15 protein-coding genes are annotated in these 13300 nt (G+C 70.0%); 8 read left to right on the top strand and 7 right to left on the bottom strand.

Annotated elements, in window-relative coordinates; all coding sequences use genetic code 11:
- Nucleotides 1-2: 2 nt before the first annotated feature.
- Nucleotides 3-1853: an SCO2524 family protein gene (locus ADK36_RS41810; RefSeq protein ID WP_048586382.1), complete on the bottom strand. Its 1851-nt coding sequence runs from the start codon at nt 1851-1853 to the stop codon at nt 3-5.
- Between the two features lie 46 nt (nt 1854-1899).
- Complete coding sequence (locus ADK36_RS41805; protein ID WP_048586383.1) at nt 1900-2682, bottom strand: SCO2525 family SAM-dependent methyltransferase; 783 nt, start codon at nt 2680-2682, stop codon at nt 1900-1902.
- A gap of 69 nt (nt 2683-2751) precedes the next feature.
- On the opposite strand from ADK36_RS41805, the gene ADK36_RS41800 reads away from it, so the two are divergent.
- Together ADK36_RS41800 and ADK36_RS41795 are read left to right on the top strand one after the other, a co-directional pair.
- A complete protein-coding gene (locus tag ADK36_RS41800) occupies nt 2752-3225 on the top strand; it encodes a GNAT family N-acetyltransferase (protein ID WP_048586384.1) in 474 nt (157 codons plus the stop codon).
- A gap of 78 nt (nt 3226-3303) precedes the next feature.
- Complete coding sequence (locus tag ADK36_RS41795; RefSeq protein WP_053201350.1) at nt 3304-4785, top strand: alpha/beta hydrolase; 1482 nt, start codon at nt 3304-3306, stop codon at nt 4783-4785.
- Nucleotides 4786-4837: 52 nt separating this feature from the next.
- On the opposite strand, the gene ADK36_RS49310 is transcribed toward ADK36_RS41795, so the two are convergent.
- Nucleotides 4838-5011 carry a hypothetical protein gene (locus ADK36_RS49310; protein WP_159029314.1) on the bottom strand — a complete coding sequence of 58 codons (174 nt, stop codon included), beginning with the start codon at nt 5009-5011 and terminating at the stop codon, nt 4838-4840.
- Nucleotides 5012-5050: 39 nt separating this feature from the next.
- Here ADK36_RS49310 and ADK36_RS41790 point away from each other — a divergent pair, with 39 nt between their 5' ends.
- Together ADK36_RS41790 and ADK36_RS41785 are read left to right on the top strand one after the other, a co-directional pair.
- On the top strand, nt 5051-5239 hold the full coding sequence (locus ADK36_RS41790) for a hypothetical protein (protein ID WP_053201348.1): 189 nt from the start codon (nt 5051-5053) through the stop codon (nt 5237-5239).
- 65 nt (nt 5240-5304) lie between these two features.
- Nucleotides 5305-5682 carry an AfsR/SARP family transcriptional regulator gene (locus ADK36_RS41785; RefSeq protein WP_053201346.1) on the top strand — a complete coding sequence of 126 codons (378 nt, stop codon included), beginning with the start codon at nt 5305-5307 and terminating at the stop codon, nt 5680-5682.
- Between the two features lie 9 nt (nt 5683-5691).
- Here the strand turns inward: ADK36_RS41785 and ADK36_RS41780 are convergent, their stop codons facing one another.
- Together ADK36_RS41780 and ADK36_RS41775 are read right to left on the bottom strand one after the other, a co-directional pair.
- On the bottom strand, nt 5692-6129 hold the full coding sequence (locus ADK36_RS41780; RefSeq protein ID WP_053201344.1) for a VOC family protein: 438 nt from the start codon (nt 6127-6129) through the stop codon (nt 5692-5694).
- Nucleotides 6130-6141: 12 nt separating this feature from the next.
- On the bottom strand, nt 6142-7323 hold the full coding sequence (locus ADK36_RS41775; protein ID WP_053201342.1) for an abortive phage infection protein: 1182 nt from the start codon (nt 7321-7323) through the stop codon (nt 6142-6144).
- Between the two features lie 316 nt (nt 7324-7639).
- Between ADK36_RS41775 and coaD the strand changes: the two genes are divergently transcribed.
- The 4 genes from coaD (at nt 7640) to ADK36_RS41755 (ending at nt 11618) form a co-directional block, all read left to right on the top strand.
- The gene (gene coaD, locus ADK36_RS41770) at nt 7640-8074 is read left to right on the top strand and encodes a pantetheine-phosphate adenylyltransferase (RefSeq protein WP_053084767.1); all 435 of its coding nucleotides are present in this window, start codon (nt 7640-7642) and stop codon (nt 8072-8074) included.
- A 65-nt stretch (nt 8075-8139) separates the two neighbouring features.
- The gene (locus ADK36_RS41765) at nt 8140-8550 is read left to right on the top strand and encodes a VOC family protein (protein WP_048586400.1); all 411 of its coding nucleotides are present in this window, start codon (nt 8140-8142) and stop codon (nt 8548-8550) included.
- Nucleotides 8551-8610: 60 nt separating this feature from the next.
- The gene (locus ADK36_RS41760) at nt 8611-10983 is read left to right on the top strand and encodes an ATP-binding cassette domain-containing protein (RefSeq protein WP_048586390.1); all 2373 of its coding nucleotides are present in this window, start codon (nt 8611-8613) and stop codon (nt 10981-10983) included.
- Between the two features lie 209 nt (nt 10984-11192).
- Entirely contained in the window at nt 11193-11618 is a 426-nt protein-coding gene (locus ADK36_RS41755; RefSeq protein ID WP_107083931.1) for a helix-turn-helix transcriptional regulator, read from the top strand.
- Between the two features lie 55 nt (nt 11619-11673).
- On the opposite strand, the gene ADK36_RS41750 is transcribed toward ADK36_RS41755, so the two are convergent.
- Entirely contained in the window at nt 11674-12606 is a 933-nt protein-coding gene (locus ADK36_RS41750; protein ID WP_053201340.1) for a hypothetical protein, read from the bottom strand.
- On the bottom strand, nt 12603-13127 hold the full coding sequence (locus tag ADK36_RS41745; RefSeq protein WP_053201338.1) for a SigE family RNA polymerase sigma factor: 525 nt from the start codon (nt 13125-13127) through the stop codon (nt 12603-12605). The genes ADK36_RS41750 and ADK36_RS41745 overlap by 4 nt, the downstream gene beginning before the upstream one ends.
- Nucleotides 13128-13300 lie beyond the last annotated feature (173 nt).

Below are 13300 nucleotides of genomic sequence, written 5' to 3'. Positions count from 1 at the left end.
TGTCACACCCCCCGGTTCGCGGCCTCGCGGGCCCGGGCGAGCGAGTCGAGCTGTCCCAGCACGTCGAGCGTCAACGCGTACGCCGTGCCGGGCTGTTCGTCGACGACAGCGCGGGCGCGCCGCAACTTGACCTCCATGTCTCTGAGCCGCATCCCGTGGCGGCCGTTGTCCGTGGGAGCGGGCTCCATCTGTTCGTTACCGAGGAGGTGGGCGGACTCGCTGATCAACGCCCTTGCCAGTTCGGTGAGTTCGAGACTGCGGATCGGAGGCTGGCGGTACATCTCATGGGCCTGGACCATCACCTCGGTGACCCGCTCGGTGATGCTCCACGACACGGGCAGGGGCCGCTTGTGGATCTCCGCCTCGGGGTAGACGGCGTGGACGTTGTCCCACAGGCCGGCGCCCTCGCCGTCACGGATACGGCGCCCCCACAGGTGGTCGAAGATGTCGTCGGCGAGTCGGAGCAGCCGGTCGTGCGAGGCGAGGTTGCGGGACAGCGCGCACAACTGGATGGTCCGTTTCAGCAGCTGCGCCGAGAAGTCGTTCATGGACCACTGGAGGGGCGGACCGATCCGCTCGCTGCCCTGCAACGGCAGGGTGACGCCGACGTTGTGCAGCTCGTGGACCATCGGGTCGTCGCGCGTCATCCGGCTGGTGATGCGGCCCCGCTCGGCGAGGCGTTCCATGACGCCGACGGTGCGGGTCAGGTCGTCGTCGGTGGCCCGGCGGCACATCAGGTCGTGCACGAGGATGGCGGCGACGGAGAGGGAGAAGTACTCGGACTCCAGCTTCTGTCCCGTCGTACGCCAGGGAATGTCCTCCAGGGGCCAGCGGATGTCGTCGAAGCGGGCGACGCGGGACCAGTACTGCTGGGTCAGCTCCCACCGCAGCCGGAGCGCCTCGGCGAGTTTCTGCTGTTCGGTGTTGAGCAGGCCGAGGGTGAGGGTGCGGTCGGAGAACAGGTCCTGGATGCCGTCGAGGGCGACGACCGTGAAGTAGAGATGCGGCACCGGGTCGGCGACGCCCTCGGGCTGCGGCCCGATGGGTTCGCAGGTCTCGACCTCGGGGGCGTCCTTCACCATGCTCCACGCCCAGCCGCACTCGAAGAACTGGTTCTCGTCCTTGAGTCCTTCCTGGACGTCGATGCCGAGGTAGATGCTCTCGACGAGCGCCGCGCGCAGGGGACGGAAGCGGTACTGGAACTTGCTCAGCACCTGCCGCTGGGACAGCCGTCCCTGGCCGAGGAGTTCGCAGAGCGTACGACCTTGAGAGGCGTCGGGGTCGAAGACGTTGACGACGAACGAGCGCAGCAGGCTCACCATGGCGGCGGTGAGCCGGTTGCTGGTGGCCTGGCGCAGCTCGACGATCGCCTCCCTGATGTCGCTGCGCCGGGTCTTGTTCTCATAGACCTTGAGAAACCCGAGGGTGGCGAGACACAGGGTGATCGACATGGAGAAGGAGTCGACCACGCCCAACCGGCGTTGCTCCTCGGTGGCCTGCTCGGTCTCATGTCGGGTGCGGAAGTAGTACCCCCCGGCGAAGGTCGGCCTCTTGTCCTCGCCGGTGTGCGTCCGCATGAACTCGGCCACGGCGGTGACGAGGTGGGCCGGGATGTCCAGCCGGCTGCCGGCCTTCCTCAGGGCCTGCTGGACGTCCTCCTCCGTGGTGTCCGGATCGTCCAGCCGGAACGCGGGCATCTCGGTGGCCGGGTACAGCAGGCAGAGCAGCCGCTCGGCGTCGGCCACGCTGCTCCGCCCGCCCCATTCGCCCCAGTCCCACTCGCCGCCGGTGAAGGAGTGGCGGGCCACCGCCTGCCAGATGTCCAGCAGATGCTGGCGTGGCTTGATCTGCATCCCCTGCCCCCCACAGATCACATCGCGTCGCCCGGTCGGAGAATCTCTAATTACCCCTGGCGCGGAAGCCGCAAGCCACGATCATGGACGTATAACCGTCGCGCACCGCGTTGGGCTGCCCGACGGTGAACGTTTTGAGTCGTTGCCGTTCGGCATGGACCTCGATGGCGGACCGGATCTCCGCCTCACCGACGTCGCATGCGGGAAAGTGGGTGTCGCCGACGAAGTATCCCTCGGAGTGTTCCATGAACGCCGCCGCGAACGGCGCCCCCGGGGTGAGGGCCAGCAGGAAGCACTCGACGGCCTGCCAGAACTCCTCGTGGCTGGTGGAAAGGGATTCGGCGACGAAGAACATGGTTCCGAGCGACCAGTTTTCCCGCCGGCGGCTCAATGCGAAGAGATCGCCTTTCTCCACCCGTGTGACCTCGGCGAACCTGTCCCTCGGGTTGCCCGGAAGCGCGGCATACGCCTCGTCCGCACGGAACAGGTCCCAGAACTCGTCCCAGCCCGGGTCGTATCCGAGCTGCTGTCCGGTGAGGTAGTCGATGTTCGGCTCCGCCCGGTCGAGCAGCGTGATCGCCTCGCACCACGGCAACATGGAGAAGGCCGGATACAGATTGGCTCCGGCCCCGACGTCGATCCCCCGGACCTGGCGATCCGGGTTGGCACGGAAATGATCACCGAAGTGGGCTCGGACGATCGAAATGATCTCCCGGTCCTCTGGGATCAGGCTTTTGTAGTTGTGATCGACGTAGGCCTTCGGGTCGAAAGCGTCCCAAGGGGCTTCCGCGTTGAGCTGCGACAGGTTCCCGGGTGATCCCAGATGCATTGCCCAAAGGTACCAAGATCGGAGTGTCGTGACTTGAACTCCCGTACCCCGTCGGGCAATTCTGGTCGAATGCCCGCCGTTAGCCACCAATTGCTCCTCCGAGCGGTCCGCGAAGACGATCTTCCGGAACTCCACCGTCTGGACAACGAGGTATTCGAGTCCAGCCCGTACTCCTACCTCGTGCTGCGTCAGCATTTCGACGCACACGCCGACCATCTGTTCGTCCTGTCCGAGGGCGAGAGCCTGCGGGGCTACGTCCTGTTCGCCACCAGCTCGGACCGCTCCGTGAGTTGGGGCCTGAGCCTGGCCGTCGCACGGGACCGGCGCGGCGGCGGGCTGGGCAGAATGCTCATGAACGAGGTCCTGGACAAGCTGCGCGAAGACGGCGTCCAGGAGGCCCGCCTGGCCGTGGAACCGACGAACACCGCGGCGATCGCGCTGTACCGGTCTCTGGGGTTCGCACCCGAAGGGAAGGACGACAACGTGCGCAGGGACTACTTCGGCCCCGGCGAGGACCGGCTCCTCATGTCGCTCAAGCTGTGACCGGTGGGGTAATCCCCCGCCCCAACAAGGCTGCTACCAGGATGTGACGCTCCGTCAATCTCGGTCAGGCTGCTGCACATGAAGCAGATCACGAAGAGCGCAGCCCTGATCGCCGCCGCCTCCGGAGTCGTCTTCGGGCTCGTCACCCCGCTCACCGCGACCGCCACCGGCACGCCCGCGCCGCTGAAGTGGACCAAGTGCGAGGGCGAGGGGCTCGATCCGCGCCAGCGGTGCGCGACCGTCTCCGTGCCGATGGACTACGCCGACCCCGGCGGCGAGCGGATCGACATCGCCGTCTCCCGCATCCCCAGCGAGAAGCCCTCCGCCCGCCGCGGGGCTCTGCTGCTGATCGCGGGCGGTCCCGGTGGGGACAGCCTGGACGACCCCTCGGGCAAGGGGCAGAAGCTGCCGCAGGAGGTACGGGACGCCTACGACCTCATCGGGTTCGCGCCGCGCGGCAACGCCCCCTCGACCTCGCTGAGTTGCGAGGTCGGCCAGGAGGACCTCGCCCGCACGAGCCTGCGCCCCTGGCCGGCCCCGGACGGCTCCGTCACCGCGAACATGGCCACCGCCCGGCGCATCTCCGACGCCTGTGCGCGCAACGGCGGTGAGCTGATCAAGCACATCAGCACCAAGAACAACGCCCGCGACATCGACCGCATCCGGGCCGCGCTCGGCGAGCGCAAGCTGTCCGCCTGGGGCGTCTCGTACGGCACCTATGTCGGTGCCGCCTACGGCGAGCTGTTCCCGCACCGCACCGACCGCGTCGTGCTGGACAGCAACGACCACGCCGACCCCGTGCTGGCGGAGCGGGCCTGGCTCCAGGCGTTCGAGGTGGGCGTCGAGGACAACTTCCCCGAGTTCGCCAAGTGGGCGTCGGCGCCCGGCAACCCGGACCGGGTCGCCGACACCGCGGCCGAGGTACGCCCGCTCTTCCTCCGCCTCGCCGCCCGCCTGGACCGCGAGCCGCTCCCCTGGCCCGGCGCCAACCCGGCGCAGCTGAGCGGCAACATGCTGCGCCAGACCATGCTGGACAGCTTCTACGACACCGACGACTACCCGACCCTGGCCAGGCTGATGCTGGCCGCGCAGAAGGGCACGGTGCCGCCCGCGCCGCCGGCCCCGCCGGAGTCGCTGCTGCAGAACTACCTCGCGGTCGGCGCCGGCACCATCTGCAACGACGGCGCCTGGCCGAAGTCGGCCGCCGTGTACGAGAAGGGCGTCGCCGAGAGCCGGGCGAAATACCCCCTGACCGCCGGTATGCCGAGGAACGCCATGGTGTGCGCCGCCTGGCCGTGGCAGCCCGCGGAAGCACCGCTGCGGGTGACGGACCGCGGCCCGTCGAACCTCCTGCTCGTCCAGAACGAACGGGACGTGGCCACCCCGCTGAGCGGCGCCCTGAAGCTGCGCGAGACCCTCGGCAGGAGGGCCGTCATGGTCACCGTGAACGCCACCGGCCACGACTCCTACCTGGAGAACGGCAACGCCTGCGGGGACGCGGCCGTGTCCCGCTTCCTGGCGACGGGCCGGCGGCCCGCCGGCGACCTCTACTGCGAGTAGCGGAACCCGGCGTCGACGGCCCGCTCGTGCAGCACGAGCGGGCCGTCACAGGTCACCGGTCACCGCCCCCGGACTCCCTCGCCCCGGACTCCCGGCGTGCCATGCGGCGCAGTACGGCGGGGGCCGCCGCGAAGCCGATGACCGCCCACGCCCCGAGGACACAGATCGTCTCCAGGCGCTGCCAGGACGCACCGACCTCGGCACCGGCCAGTGCGTCGGGCAGCATCGCCGAACGACGCGCCCGAGAGGCTCGGCGGTGCGGGCGATGTCACGGAGTTTCACGGCCACCGTGTCGCGGACGTCGGCCGACAGCCACGGTGGCACCGCCGGCGGCATGGACCAGTCACTGATCCGTGGGAGTTCGGGCGGTGCCACGTCGTTGAGCGCGTTCGTGATGCCCTTCCGCAGCCACTCGCGGTACGAGCTGCCGTCCAGCGTGGTACGGACGCGGTAGCCCTCGGGGACGTGCGCCGCACGTGCCCTGCGCCATGCCAGCAGCGGCCGGGTGCGGAACAGGGAATGCTCCAGCACGTTCTGCCCGCGCTGGAGGACAGTATGGAAGCGCGGCTGGCGCTGGGCCGACACCAGGCCCTCGACGCCGAGCTGGGGCTGCTCACGGCCCGGTATCCGCACCGGGAGAGGCTGTGGGGCCAGCTGATGCTCGCTCGGTACCGGTGCGGGCGGCGAGCCGACGCGCTCGCCGCCTACCGGCAGGTCTACGAGCTGCTGGACGGGGAGTTGGGCATCGAGCCCGGCCCCGCCCTGCGTGAGTTGCACGAGCGCATTCTGAAGGACGACACGACGCTGACCGGCACGCTCGCCTCCGCGCGGGCGGAAGAGCGCGTGTCCGGCATGTCCCCTGCCGCACCGGGGTCCGGGTCGCGGTGGGTGGCCTGATTCTCCGCGTCAGCGTTCGGTGAGGGGAGTCGGGGACTCCTGGATCGTCCAGCCGTTGCCGTCGGGGTCGTCGAAGAAGAGGAAGGCGTTCCAGGGCTCCTCGCCCCGGCCCTCCGACCAGCCGGACGCGGCCATGTGCATGACCGGGGTCACCTCGACCCCGCGGCCCAGCAGCTCCGCCCGGGCCGCCTCGATGTCCGTGACGCAGAGCTGGAGGCCCCTCAGCGAGCCAGGGGCCATCCGGGGCCCGGCCGGTGAGTCCGGGAGTCCGGACTCCAGCACGACGGAGCAGCGCGAGCCGGGCGGGGTGAGCTGGACGAAGCGGCCTACGCCTCCGAAGAAGGGTGCGTCGATCTCGTCCCGGAATCCGCACTGGTCCTTGTAGAAGGACTTGGCCCGGTCCAGGTCGGTGACCGGTACGCCGATCACCTCAAGGGTCCACTGCATGCACGCACCTCCTCAGCCATGGTCCCCCCGCAGGGCGGCCCGTGCCTGTCGGCCGTACCGGCGGGCCACCGCGTGGAATGCCTCCTTCGGCTCCCAGTGCCAGCCGGAGGCCGGGTCGTCGGGGCGGTCCTTGATCGCCTTGGTGATGCCGTAGCTCGCCAGGTCGAGGTCGTAGCGGGGGTTGTCGGGGCGGTGCGGGGCGTCCGCGGTGAGGAACTCGAAGGCCATCGCCGCGTACAGGCCCATCGACTCGAAGACGTCCAGCAGATCACCGAGGTAGGCGGCCTGTGTGCGCTCACTGCGCACCGGGTCGCCCTTGATTTCGTTCGGCTCCTTGCTGTAATCGACGATGTTCCAGCCCATGCCGCCCGCCTCGGGGGCTCCGACGTACGCGCACGTGCCGAACTCGGTGATGGCCAGGGGCTTGCCCCAGCGCAGATAGCGGCTCAACTCCCTTGCGTACTGCGATCGTTGAGGGAAGTACGAGTAGTAGTCGATGCCGATGACGTCGAAGAGGTTCCAGTCGACCGGCTCGAACGCCTCGTCCTGGGCGGCGGCGTAGCTGAGGCGGCCGTGGAAGACGGAGCGGCCGGTCGCCGCCGCCTTCGCGGTGAAGCGGGCCAGGCGGCGCTGCATCCGCTCCATGTCGACCGTGCCGTTCTGGAGGTTCTCGACGCGGTCCAGGACGGTCGCGCCGGGGATGATCCCCGGGACGAACAGCCAGAACTCGCATCCCACGCTGAAGTCGACGCTCGCGCCCTGCCGCCGCAGCCGCTCCGCGAACCGGCCGCACTCGGCGATGCTGTCCAGGATCTCCCGCTCGGGCAGGTCCCCGAGGGTCGGCTGGAGCCAGACGTGCAGCCCGCGCTCGGCGGCCTCGGCGGCCGTGGCAGTGAGACGCTCGACGCCGTCGCCGGTGACGTCGAGGGTGTCGGCGTGCAGGTCGGCACGGATGACCCGGACGTCCTCGCGCATCCGGGCGGCGCTCCACGCGGTGCCCGGCGTCTCACCCGCCCCCACGGTGTAGACGACACCCCTGTGCTTCAGCCCCTTGCCCTTGATGCCCTCGCGCTCCGGCTCCAGGGCGGTCGCCGCGGCCTGCCCGGCGGGCACGACCGCCCCGGCCAGCCCGACGGCCGCCGCCCCCGCCCCCGCGAGAAACCCTGCCCTGCTGATCCCCTTGGCCTTCTCCATACGGTCCATACGGCCACTGTGGCGAGCCCGGGCCCCCACCGCCGTCCGCCGATGGTCTACGGCACCGCGACCAAGGAATGAGACGCGGCGTCGGTCACTGCGGAGATCGTCGCCACCCGTCAGACGAAATCCGAGCCGGTCCCGGCCGATCCGAGCCGATCGGATCCAATTCAGCCGGTCCGAGCCGATCCGAGCGAAGAGACCGGGACCCACGCCGCCGCACCCTGCTGACCGCGGGCACCGCAACCGCCGCCGCGCTCCTCACCAGCGCACCGGCCTGCCCGTCCGGGCGGCCGCTTGTTACTCTTTCCCGATCATGCGAGCCCTCTTCCCAGGGTCCTTCGACCCGGTCACTCAAGGGCACCAGGACGTACTCCGGCGCGCTGCCCTCCTGTTCGACGAGGTCGTCGTGTGCGTGATGTTCAATGCGAACAAGACCGGCCGCTCTCCCGTCACGGAACGGCTGGACCGGCTCCGCGCGGCAGCAACCGGCTTGAGCAACGTCACGGTCGACTCCCACACCGGCGGCCTGCTCGTCGACTACTGCCGCCGAGTCGGAATCGACGTCGTCATCCGCGGAGTCCGCGGCGTTCCCGACGTGGACTACGAAATGCCGATGGCCCGCATGAACCACGAGCTGGCCGGAGTCGAGACGTTCTTCATCGCTGCCGACCCCTCCCTGGCCCACGTCTCCTCCACTCTGGTCACCGCGATGAGTCAACAGGGCCGTGTCCCGAAAGATGATCACTGACGGGGAGGCGCAGGTCGTCAGGAATCGAGAAGCGTGGCCACCCCGCCACGGCTAGCGTGACGGACATGGACATCTCGATTCACGCCAGCTTTCTTCCGCACGACGACCCGGAGGCCTCCCTGGCCTTCTACCGCGACGCCCTCGGCTTCGAGGTCCGTACCGATGTCGGACAGGGCAAGATGCGCTGGATCACGGTCGGCCCCGCCGGCCAGCCCGGCACGTCCCTCCTCCTCGCGCCACCCGCCGCCGACCCCGGCATCACCGAGGACGAGCGCCGCACCATCGCCGAGATGATGGCCAAGGGAACCTACGGCTGGATCCTGCTCGCCACCTCCGATGTCGACGACACCTTCGAGAAGGTCCAGGCGAGCGGCGCCGAGGTCGTCCAGGAGCCCACCGACCAGCCGTACGGCATCCGCGACTGCGCCTTCCGGGACCCCGCGGGCAACCTGATCCGCATCCAGGCCCGGGGCTGAGCCCACCCTCATCCCCCACCCCGCCCCGTTCCCGACCGAGTCGCAGATGGAGACCTCACGATGACCGAGCCGCATGTTGCCGACAGCCACGACCTGATCCGGGTACACGGCGCTCGCGAGAACAACCTCAAGGACGTCAGCATCGAGATCCCGAAGCGCCGGCTGACGGTGTTCACCGGCGTCTCCGGTTCGGGCAAGAGCTCGCTCGTCTTCGACACGATCGCCGCCGAGTCGCAACGGCTGATCAACGAGACCTACAGCGCCTTCCTGCAAGGGTTCATGCCGAACCTCGCGCGGCCCGAGGTCGACGTACTCGACGGGCTGACCACCGCGATCACCGTCGACCAGCAGCGGATGGGGTCCGACCCCCGCTCCACCGTCGGCACCGCCACCGACGCCAACGCGATGCTGCGCATCCTCTTCAGCCGGCTCGGCAAGCCGCACATCGGCCCGCCCGGCGCGTACTCCTTCAATGTCGCCTCGGTCTCGGCGAGCGGCGGGTTCACGGTCGACCGGGGCGCCGACAAGACCAGGACCGAGAAGGTCAGCTTCAGCCGCACCGGCGGTATGTGCACCCACTGCGAGGGCCGCGGCACGGTCTCCGACATCGACCTCACCCAGCTCTTCGACGACTCGAAGTCGCTGTCCGAGGATCCCTTCACCATTCCCACCTACACCGGGGACGGGTGGGTGGTTCGGGTCATCGCCGAGTCGGGGTTCTTCGACAAGGAGAAGCCCATCCGTGACTACAGCAAGAAGGAGCGGCACGACTTTCTCTATCGCGAGCCGACCAAGGTCAAGATCAACGGCGTCAACCTCACCTACGAGGGTCTGATCCCGAAGCTCCAGAAGTCCTTCCTCTCCAAGGACCGCGAGTCGATGCAGCCGCACATCCGGGCCTTCGTGGACCGTGCGGTCACCTTCGCGCGGTGTCCCGACTGCGACGGCACCCGGCTCAGCGAACTCGCCCGTTCCTCGAAGATCGGCAAGATCAACATCGCCGACGCCTGTTCGATGGAGATCCGCGATCTGGCCGAGTGGGCCCGGAAGCTGAAAGAGCCCTCCGTGGCTCCGCTGCTCGCCAAGCTCCAGCACACCCTCGACTCGTTCGTGGAGATCGGCCTCGGCTATCTCTCGCTGGACCGGGCCTCCGGCACGCTCTCCGGCGGTGAGGCGCAGCGCACCAAGATGATCCGCCACCTCGGGTCCTCGCTCACGGACGTCACGTACGTCTTCGACGAGCCCACCATCGGGCTGCACCCGCACGACATCCAGCGGATGAACAACCTGCTGCTGCGCCTGCGCGACAAGGGCAACACCGTGCTGGTGGTGGAGCACAAGCCGGAGACGATCGCCATCGCCGACCATGTCGTGGACCTCGGTCCCGGCGCCGGCTCGGCGGGCGGCACCGTCTGCTTCGAGGGCACCTTGGAGGGCCTGCGGGGCAGCGACACCGTCACCGGGCGTCATCTCGGTGACCGGGCCGCGCTGAAGGAGACCGTCCGCAAGGCCACCGGCACGCTCGCGATCCGCGGCGCGACGGCGAACAACCTCCAGGACGTGGACGTCGACATACCGCTCGGCGTGCTCACCGTCGTCACCGGCGTCGCGGGCTCCGGCAAGAGTTCGCTCGTACACGGCTCGATCCCCGCCGAGGAAGGCGTGGTCTCGGTCGACCAGACGCCGATCCGCGGCTCCCGGCGCAGCAACCCGGCGACGTACACCGGCCTTGCCGACCCGATCCGCAAGGCCTTCGCCAAGGCCAACGGCGTGAAGCCGGCCTTGTTCAGCGCCAACTCCGAGGGTGCCTGTCCCACCTGCAACGGCGCCGGTGTCATCTACACCGACCTGGCGATCATGCAGAGCGTCGCGACCACCTGCGAGGAGTGCGAGGGCAGGCGGTTCGAGGCGTCGGTGCTGGAGTACCGCTTCGGCGGCCGGGACATCAGCGAGGTGCTCGCGATGCCGGTGACCGAGGCCGAGGAGTTCTTCCGCGCCGGTGAGGCGCGCACCCCGGCGGCCCACAAGATCCTGGAGCGGATGGCGGACGTCGGTCTCGGCTATCTCACCCTCGGCCAGCCGCTGACCACGCTGTCCGGCGGCGAGCGGCAGCGGCTGAAACTGGCCACGCACATGGGCGACAAGGGCGGCGGCCGTTCCGTCTTCGTACTCGACGAGCCGACCACCGGCCTCCACCTCGCCGACGTCGAGCAGCTGCTCGGCCTGCTGGACCGGCTGGTCGACTCCGGCAAGTCGGTCATCGTCATCGAGCACCACCAGGCCGTCATGGCGCACGCCGACTGGATCATCGACCTCGGCCCCGGCGCCGGCCACGACGGCGGCCGGATCGTCTTCGAGGGCACCCCCGCCGACCTCGTCGCCGAGCGCTCCACCCTCACCGGTGAGCACCTCGCGGCCTACGTCGGCGGCTGACCGCGATGTGTCTCACCTCGACACCGGTGATGGCCCTCCTCTCGTCCCGCTCCCGTCAGACGCGGGTGCGGGAGTGGACGGGGTGGGAGGCGGGCCGGGAAGATACGGGTGTGCGATCCAGCCACTCGTCCGGCCACTCGTCCGGCCAATCGACGCCGGAGGAACAGCGTCTGCGTACCCTCGTCGCGCTGCGCCGCGTCCGCGACCGGATGGACCGGGAGTACGCGCAGCCGCTCGACGTCGAGGCGCTCGCGCGGGGCGTGCACATGTCGGCCGGGCACCTCAGCCGTGAGTTCAGGACCGCCTACGGCGAGTCGCCGTACGGCTATCTGATGACGCGGCGCATCGAGCGCGCGACGGCACTGCTGCGCCGCGGCGACCTCAGCGTCACCGAGGTGTGCTTCGAGGTCGGCTGTTCGTCGCTGGGCACCTTCAGCACGCGCTTCACGGAGCTGGTCGGCATGTCGCCGAGCGCCTTCCGGCGGCAGGCGGCGGACGCGGCGGACGCGACGGCCGGCATCCCGTCGTGCGTGGCGAAGCAGGTGACCAGGCCGCTGCGGAACCGGCAGGCGCCGTTCAGCCTGGCGGCGGCGGTCAACGGGGCGGTGCCGGTCGGCGAGCCACAGGCGCGGTGACGTGACGGCCGGGGGCGCCGCCCCCGGCCCGTCGGTGCTGCGGATCGGATCCGGGCTACGGAAGGGTCCTCGCGTAGTACCGGTCCTCGTCCGAGTCGTAGACCAGCCTGCCGTCGGCGTCGTAGCCCTTGATCCGCGGTGCGAGCGTGACCTGCTGGTTCAGCACGCCGGATGCCACGAACCAGCCGTGGTCGAGGGCCGCCTCGGCACTGCTGTCCCCGTAGGAGACGGTCACCTTGGCCACGGACGCCTTGACCGTGCCCACGAGGCCCCAGCGGAACGGGAGCTTCCAGTTGCCCCGGTCCAGGACGGACTGCTGGTAGAGCTTGCCGCCGTTCAGGTCGGCGAACACCGGGCTCGGGTCCGACGGAGCTGCGGCGCCCGCACCCGAGAGCCCCACGGCCTCACCGTCCACGATCCGGCAGATCAGCGCGGCCTCCTTGGGCTCCTTGCGCTCCGCCGCGACGACGAACATGCCGTCGCCGGTCGCGTTGGAGTCGCCGGTGCTCCGCAGCGCCAGGATGATCCGGTAGCCGTCGGTCGTATCCAGGTCGGTCCGGCCGTCGCTCTGCGGGACGGTCCCGCGGAAGGCCAGGCACTTCTCCAGGCCGTCCGCGGCCTGCGCGAAGGTGATCCCGTCGAGGAGCTGGCCCGGTGTGGCGGGCCGGGCCGGTCCGCCGGGCGTCGGGGAGGGCGTCCGGGGCGCGCTGACGGACGGGACCGGCGTCATCGCCGTCTCCGCGCCCGAACGGCCACCGCCCAGCGCGTACGCCCCGACCGGCATCGCCGCCAACGCCGCCAGCATCGCTCCCGCCGCGGCCACCCGGCGCCGCCGCTCAAGCACGCCCCGGCGCCGGATCGCCGGATACGGCGCCGGGGGCGGCCGGAACGTGTACGCGTCCTCCGCGAGCAGCTCCCGCAGCCGCACCTCGAAGTCCCGCTCGCCCTGGTCGCCCTGCTCGCCCTGTCGCCGCTCGTCGTCGTTCACCTGCTGCCTCCCCGCACGGACGACGTCATCCGGGCCAGGCCCGGATACGCACGCAACTTCGCCAGCCCCTTCGACGCCTGGCTCTTGACTGTGCCCGTGGAGCAGCCGAGCACCTCGGCGACCTCCGACTCGGACAGGTCCTCCCAATAGCGCATGACGACCACCGCCCGCTGCCTGGGCGGGAGTTGGGCCAGGGCGTCGAGCAGCGCACTGCGCTCGTCCACGTCCGCGTAACCCCGGTCGCGCCCCGGCACCTCCGGGGGCGCCGCCGTCAGCGACTCGGCGACCCGCCGCTTGCGGAACCGGTCGCTGTTGCAACTGACCAGCATCCGCCGGACGTACGCCTCCGGATGGTCGGCCCGTGACACGCGCCGCCAGGAGCGGTACGCCTTCGCCAGCGCCGTCTGCGTCAGGTCCTCGGCGTGGTGCGCGTCGCCCGTGAGGAGATACGCGGTCCGGACCAGGTGGGACCACCGCGCCCTGACGAACTCCTGGAACTGGGCCTCTTGTTCGGCCTGCATCAAGCACCCTCCCTCGCCCTCCAGACCGCCGCCACGGGGGAATCGGTTGCCCGCCCGAACCGCATTTCCCTCGCCCCCGCCGCCCCTACCCGTCCCATCCCTGGGGGCTGCCGCCCCCAGACCCCCGCTGTCGGCCCTTCGGGCCTCGTCCTCAAACGCCGGACGGGCTGAAA

It is taken from the genome of Streptomyces viridochromogenes (assembly GCF_001270495.1).
GTDB lineage: Bacteria > Actinomycetota > Actinomycetes > Streptomycetales > Streptomycetaceae > Streptomyces > Streptomyces viridochromogenes_A.
The sequence above is the reverse complement of the archived record's forward strand: the minus strand, read 5'-3'. Positions and strand labels throughout refer to the sequence as shown.

What these genes read in the sequence shown, in the direction of transcription:
- ADK36_RS41745 (WP_053201338.1), bottom strand. Translation starts at nt 13,127, where the DNA reads ATGCAGGCCGAACAAGAGGCCCAGTTCCAGGAGTTCGTCAGGGCGCGG.
- ADK36_RS41795 (WP_053201350.1), top strand. Translation starts at nt 3,304, where the DNA reads ATGAAGCAGATCACGAAGAGCGCAGCCCTGATCGCCGCCGCCTCCGGA.
- coaD (WP_053084767.1), top strand. Translation starts at nt 7,640, where the DNA reads ATGCGAGCCCTCTTCCCAGGGTCCTTCGACCCGGTCACTCAAGGGCAC.
- ADK36_RS41805 (WP_048586383.1), bottom strand. Translation starts at nt 2,682, where the DNA reads ATGCATCTGGGATCACCCGGGAACCTGTCGCAGCTCAACGCGGAAGCC.
- ADK36_RS41785 (WP_053201346.1), top strand. Translation starts at nt 5,305, where the DNA reads ATGCTCCAGCACGTTCTGCCCGCGCTGGAGGACAGTATGGAAGCGCGG.
- ADK36_RS41760 (WP_048586390.1), top strand. Translation starts at nt 8,611, where the DNA reads ATGACCGAGCCGCATGTTGCCGACAGCCACGACCTGATCCGGGTACAC.
- ADK36_RS41755 (WP_107083931.1), top strand. Translation starts at nt 11,193, where the DNA reads ATGGACCGGGAGTACGCGCAGCCGCTCGACGTCGAGGCGCTCGCGCGG.
- ADK36_RS41775 (WP_053201342.1), bottom strand. Translation starts at nt 7,323, where the DNA reads ATGGAGAAGGCCAAGGGGATCAGCAGGGCAGGGTTTCTCGCGGGGGCG.
- ADK36_RS49310 (WP_159029314.1), bottom strand. Translation starts at nt 5,011, where the DNA reads ATGCTGCCCGACGCACTGGCCGGTGCCGAGGTCGGTGCGTCCTGGCAG.
- ADK36_RS41765 (WP_048586400.1), top strand. Translation starts at nt 8,140, where the DNA reads ATGGACATCTCGATTCACGCCAGCTTTCTTCCGCACGACGACCCGGAG.
- ADK36_RS41800 (WP_048586384.1), top strand. Translation starts at nt 2,752, where the DNA reads ATGCCCGCCGTTAGCCACCAATTGCTCCTCCGAGCGGTCCGCGAAGAC.
- ADK36_RS41780 (WP_053201344.1), bottom strand. Translation starts at nt 6,129, where the DNA reads ATGCAGTGGACCCTTGAGGTGATCGGCGTACCGGTCACCGACCTGGAC.
- ADK36_RS41790 (WP_053201348.1), top strand. Translation starts at nt 5,051, where the DNA reads ATGTCACGGAGTTTCACGGCCACCGTGTCGCGGACGTCGGCCGACAGC.
- ADK36_RS41810 (WP_048586382.1), bottom strand. Translation starts at nt 1,853, where the DNA reads ATGCAGATCAAGCCACGCCAGCATCTGCTGGACATCTGGCAGGCGGTG.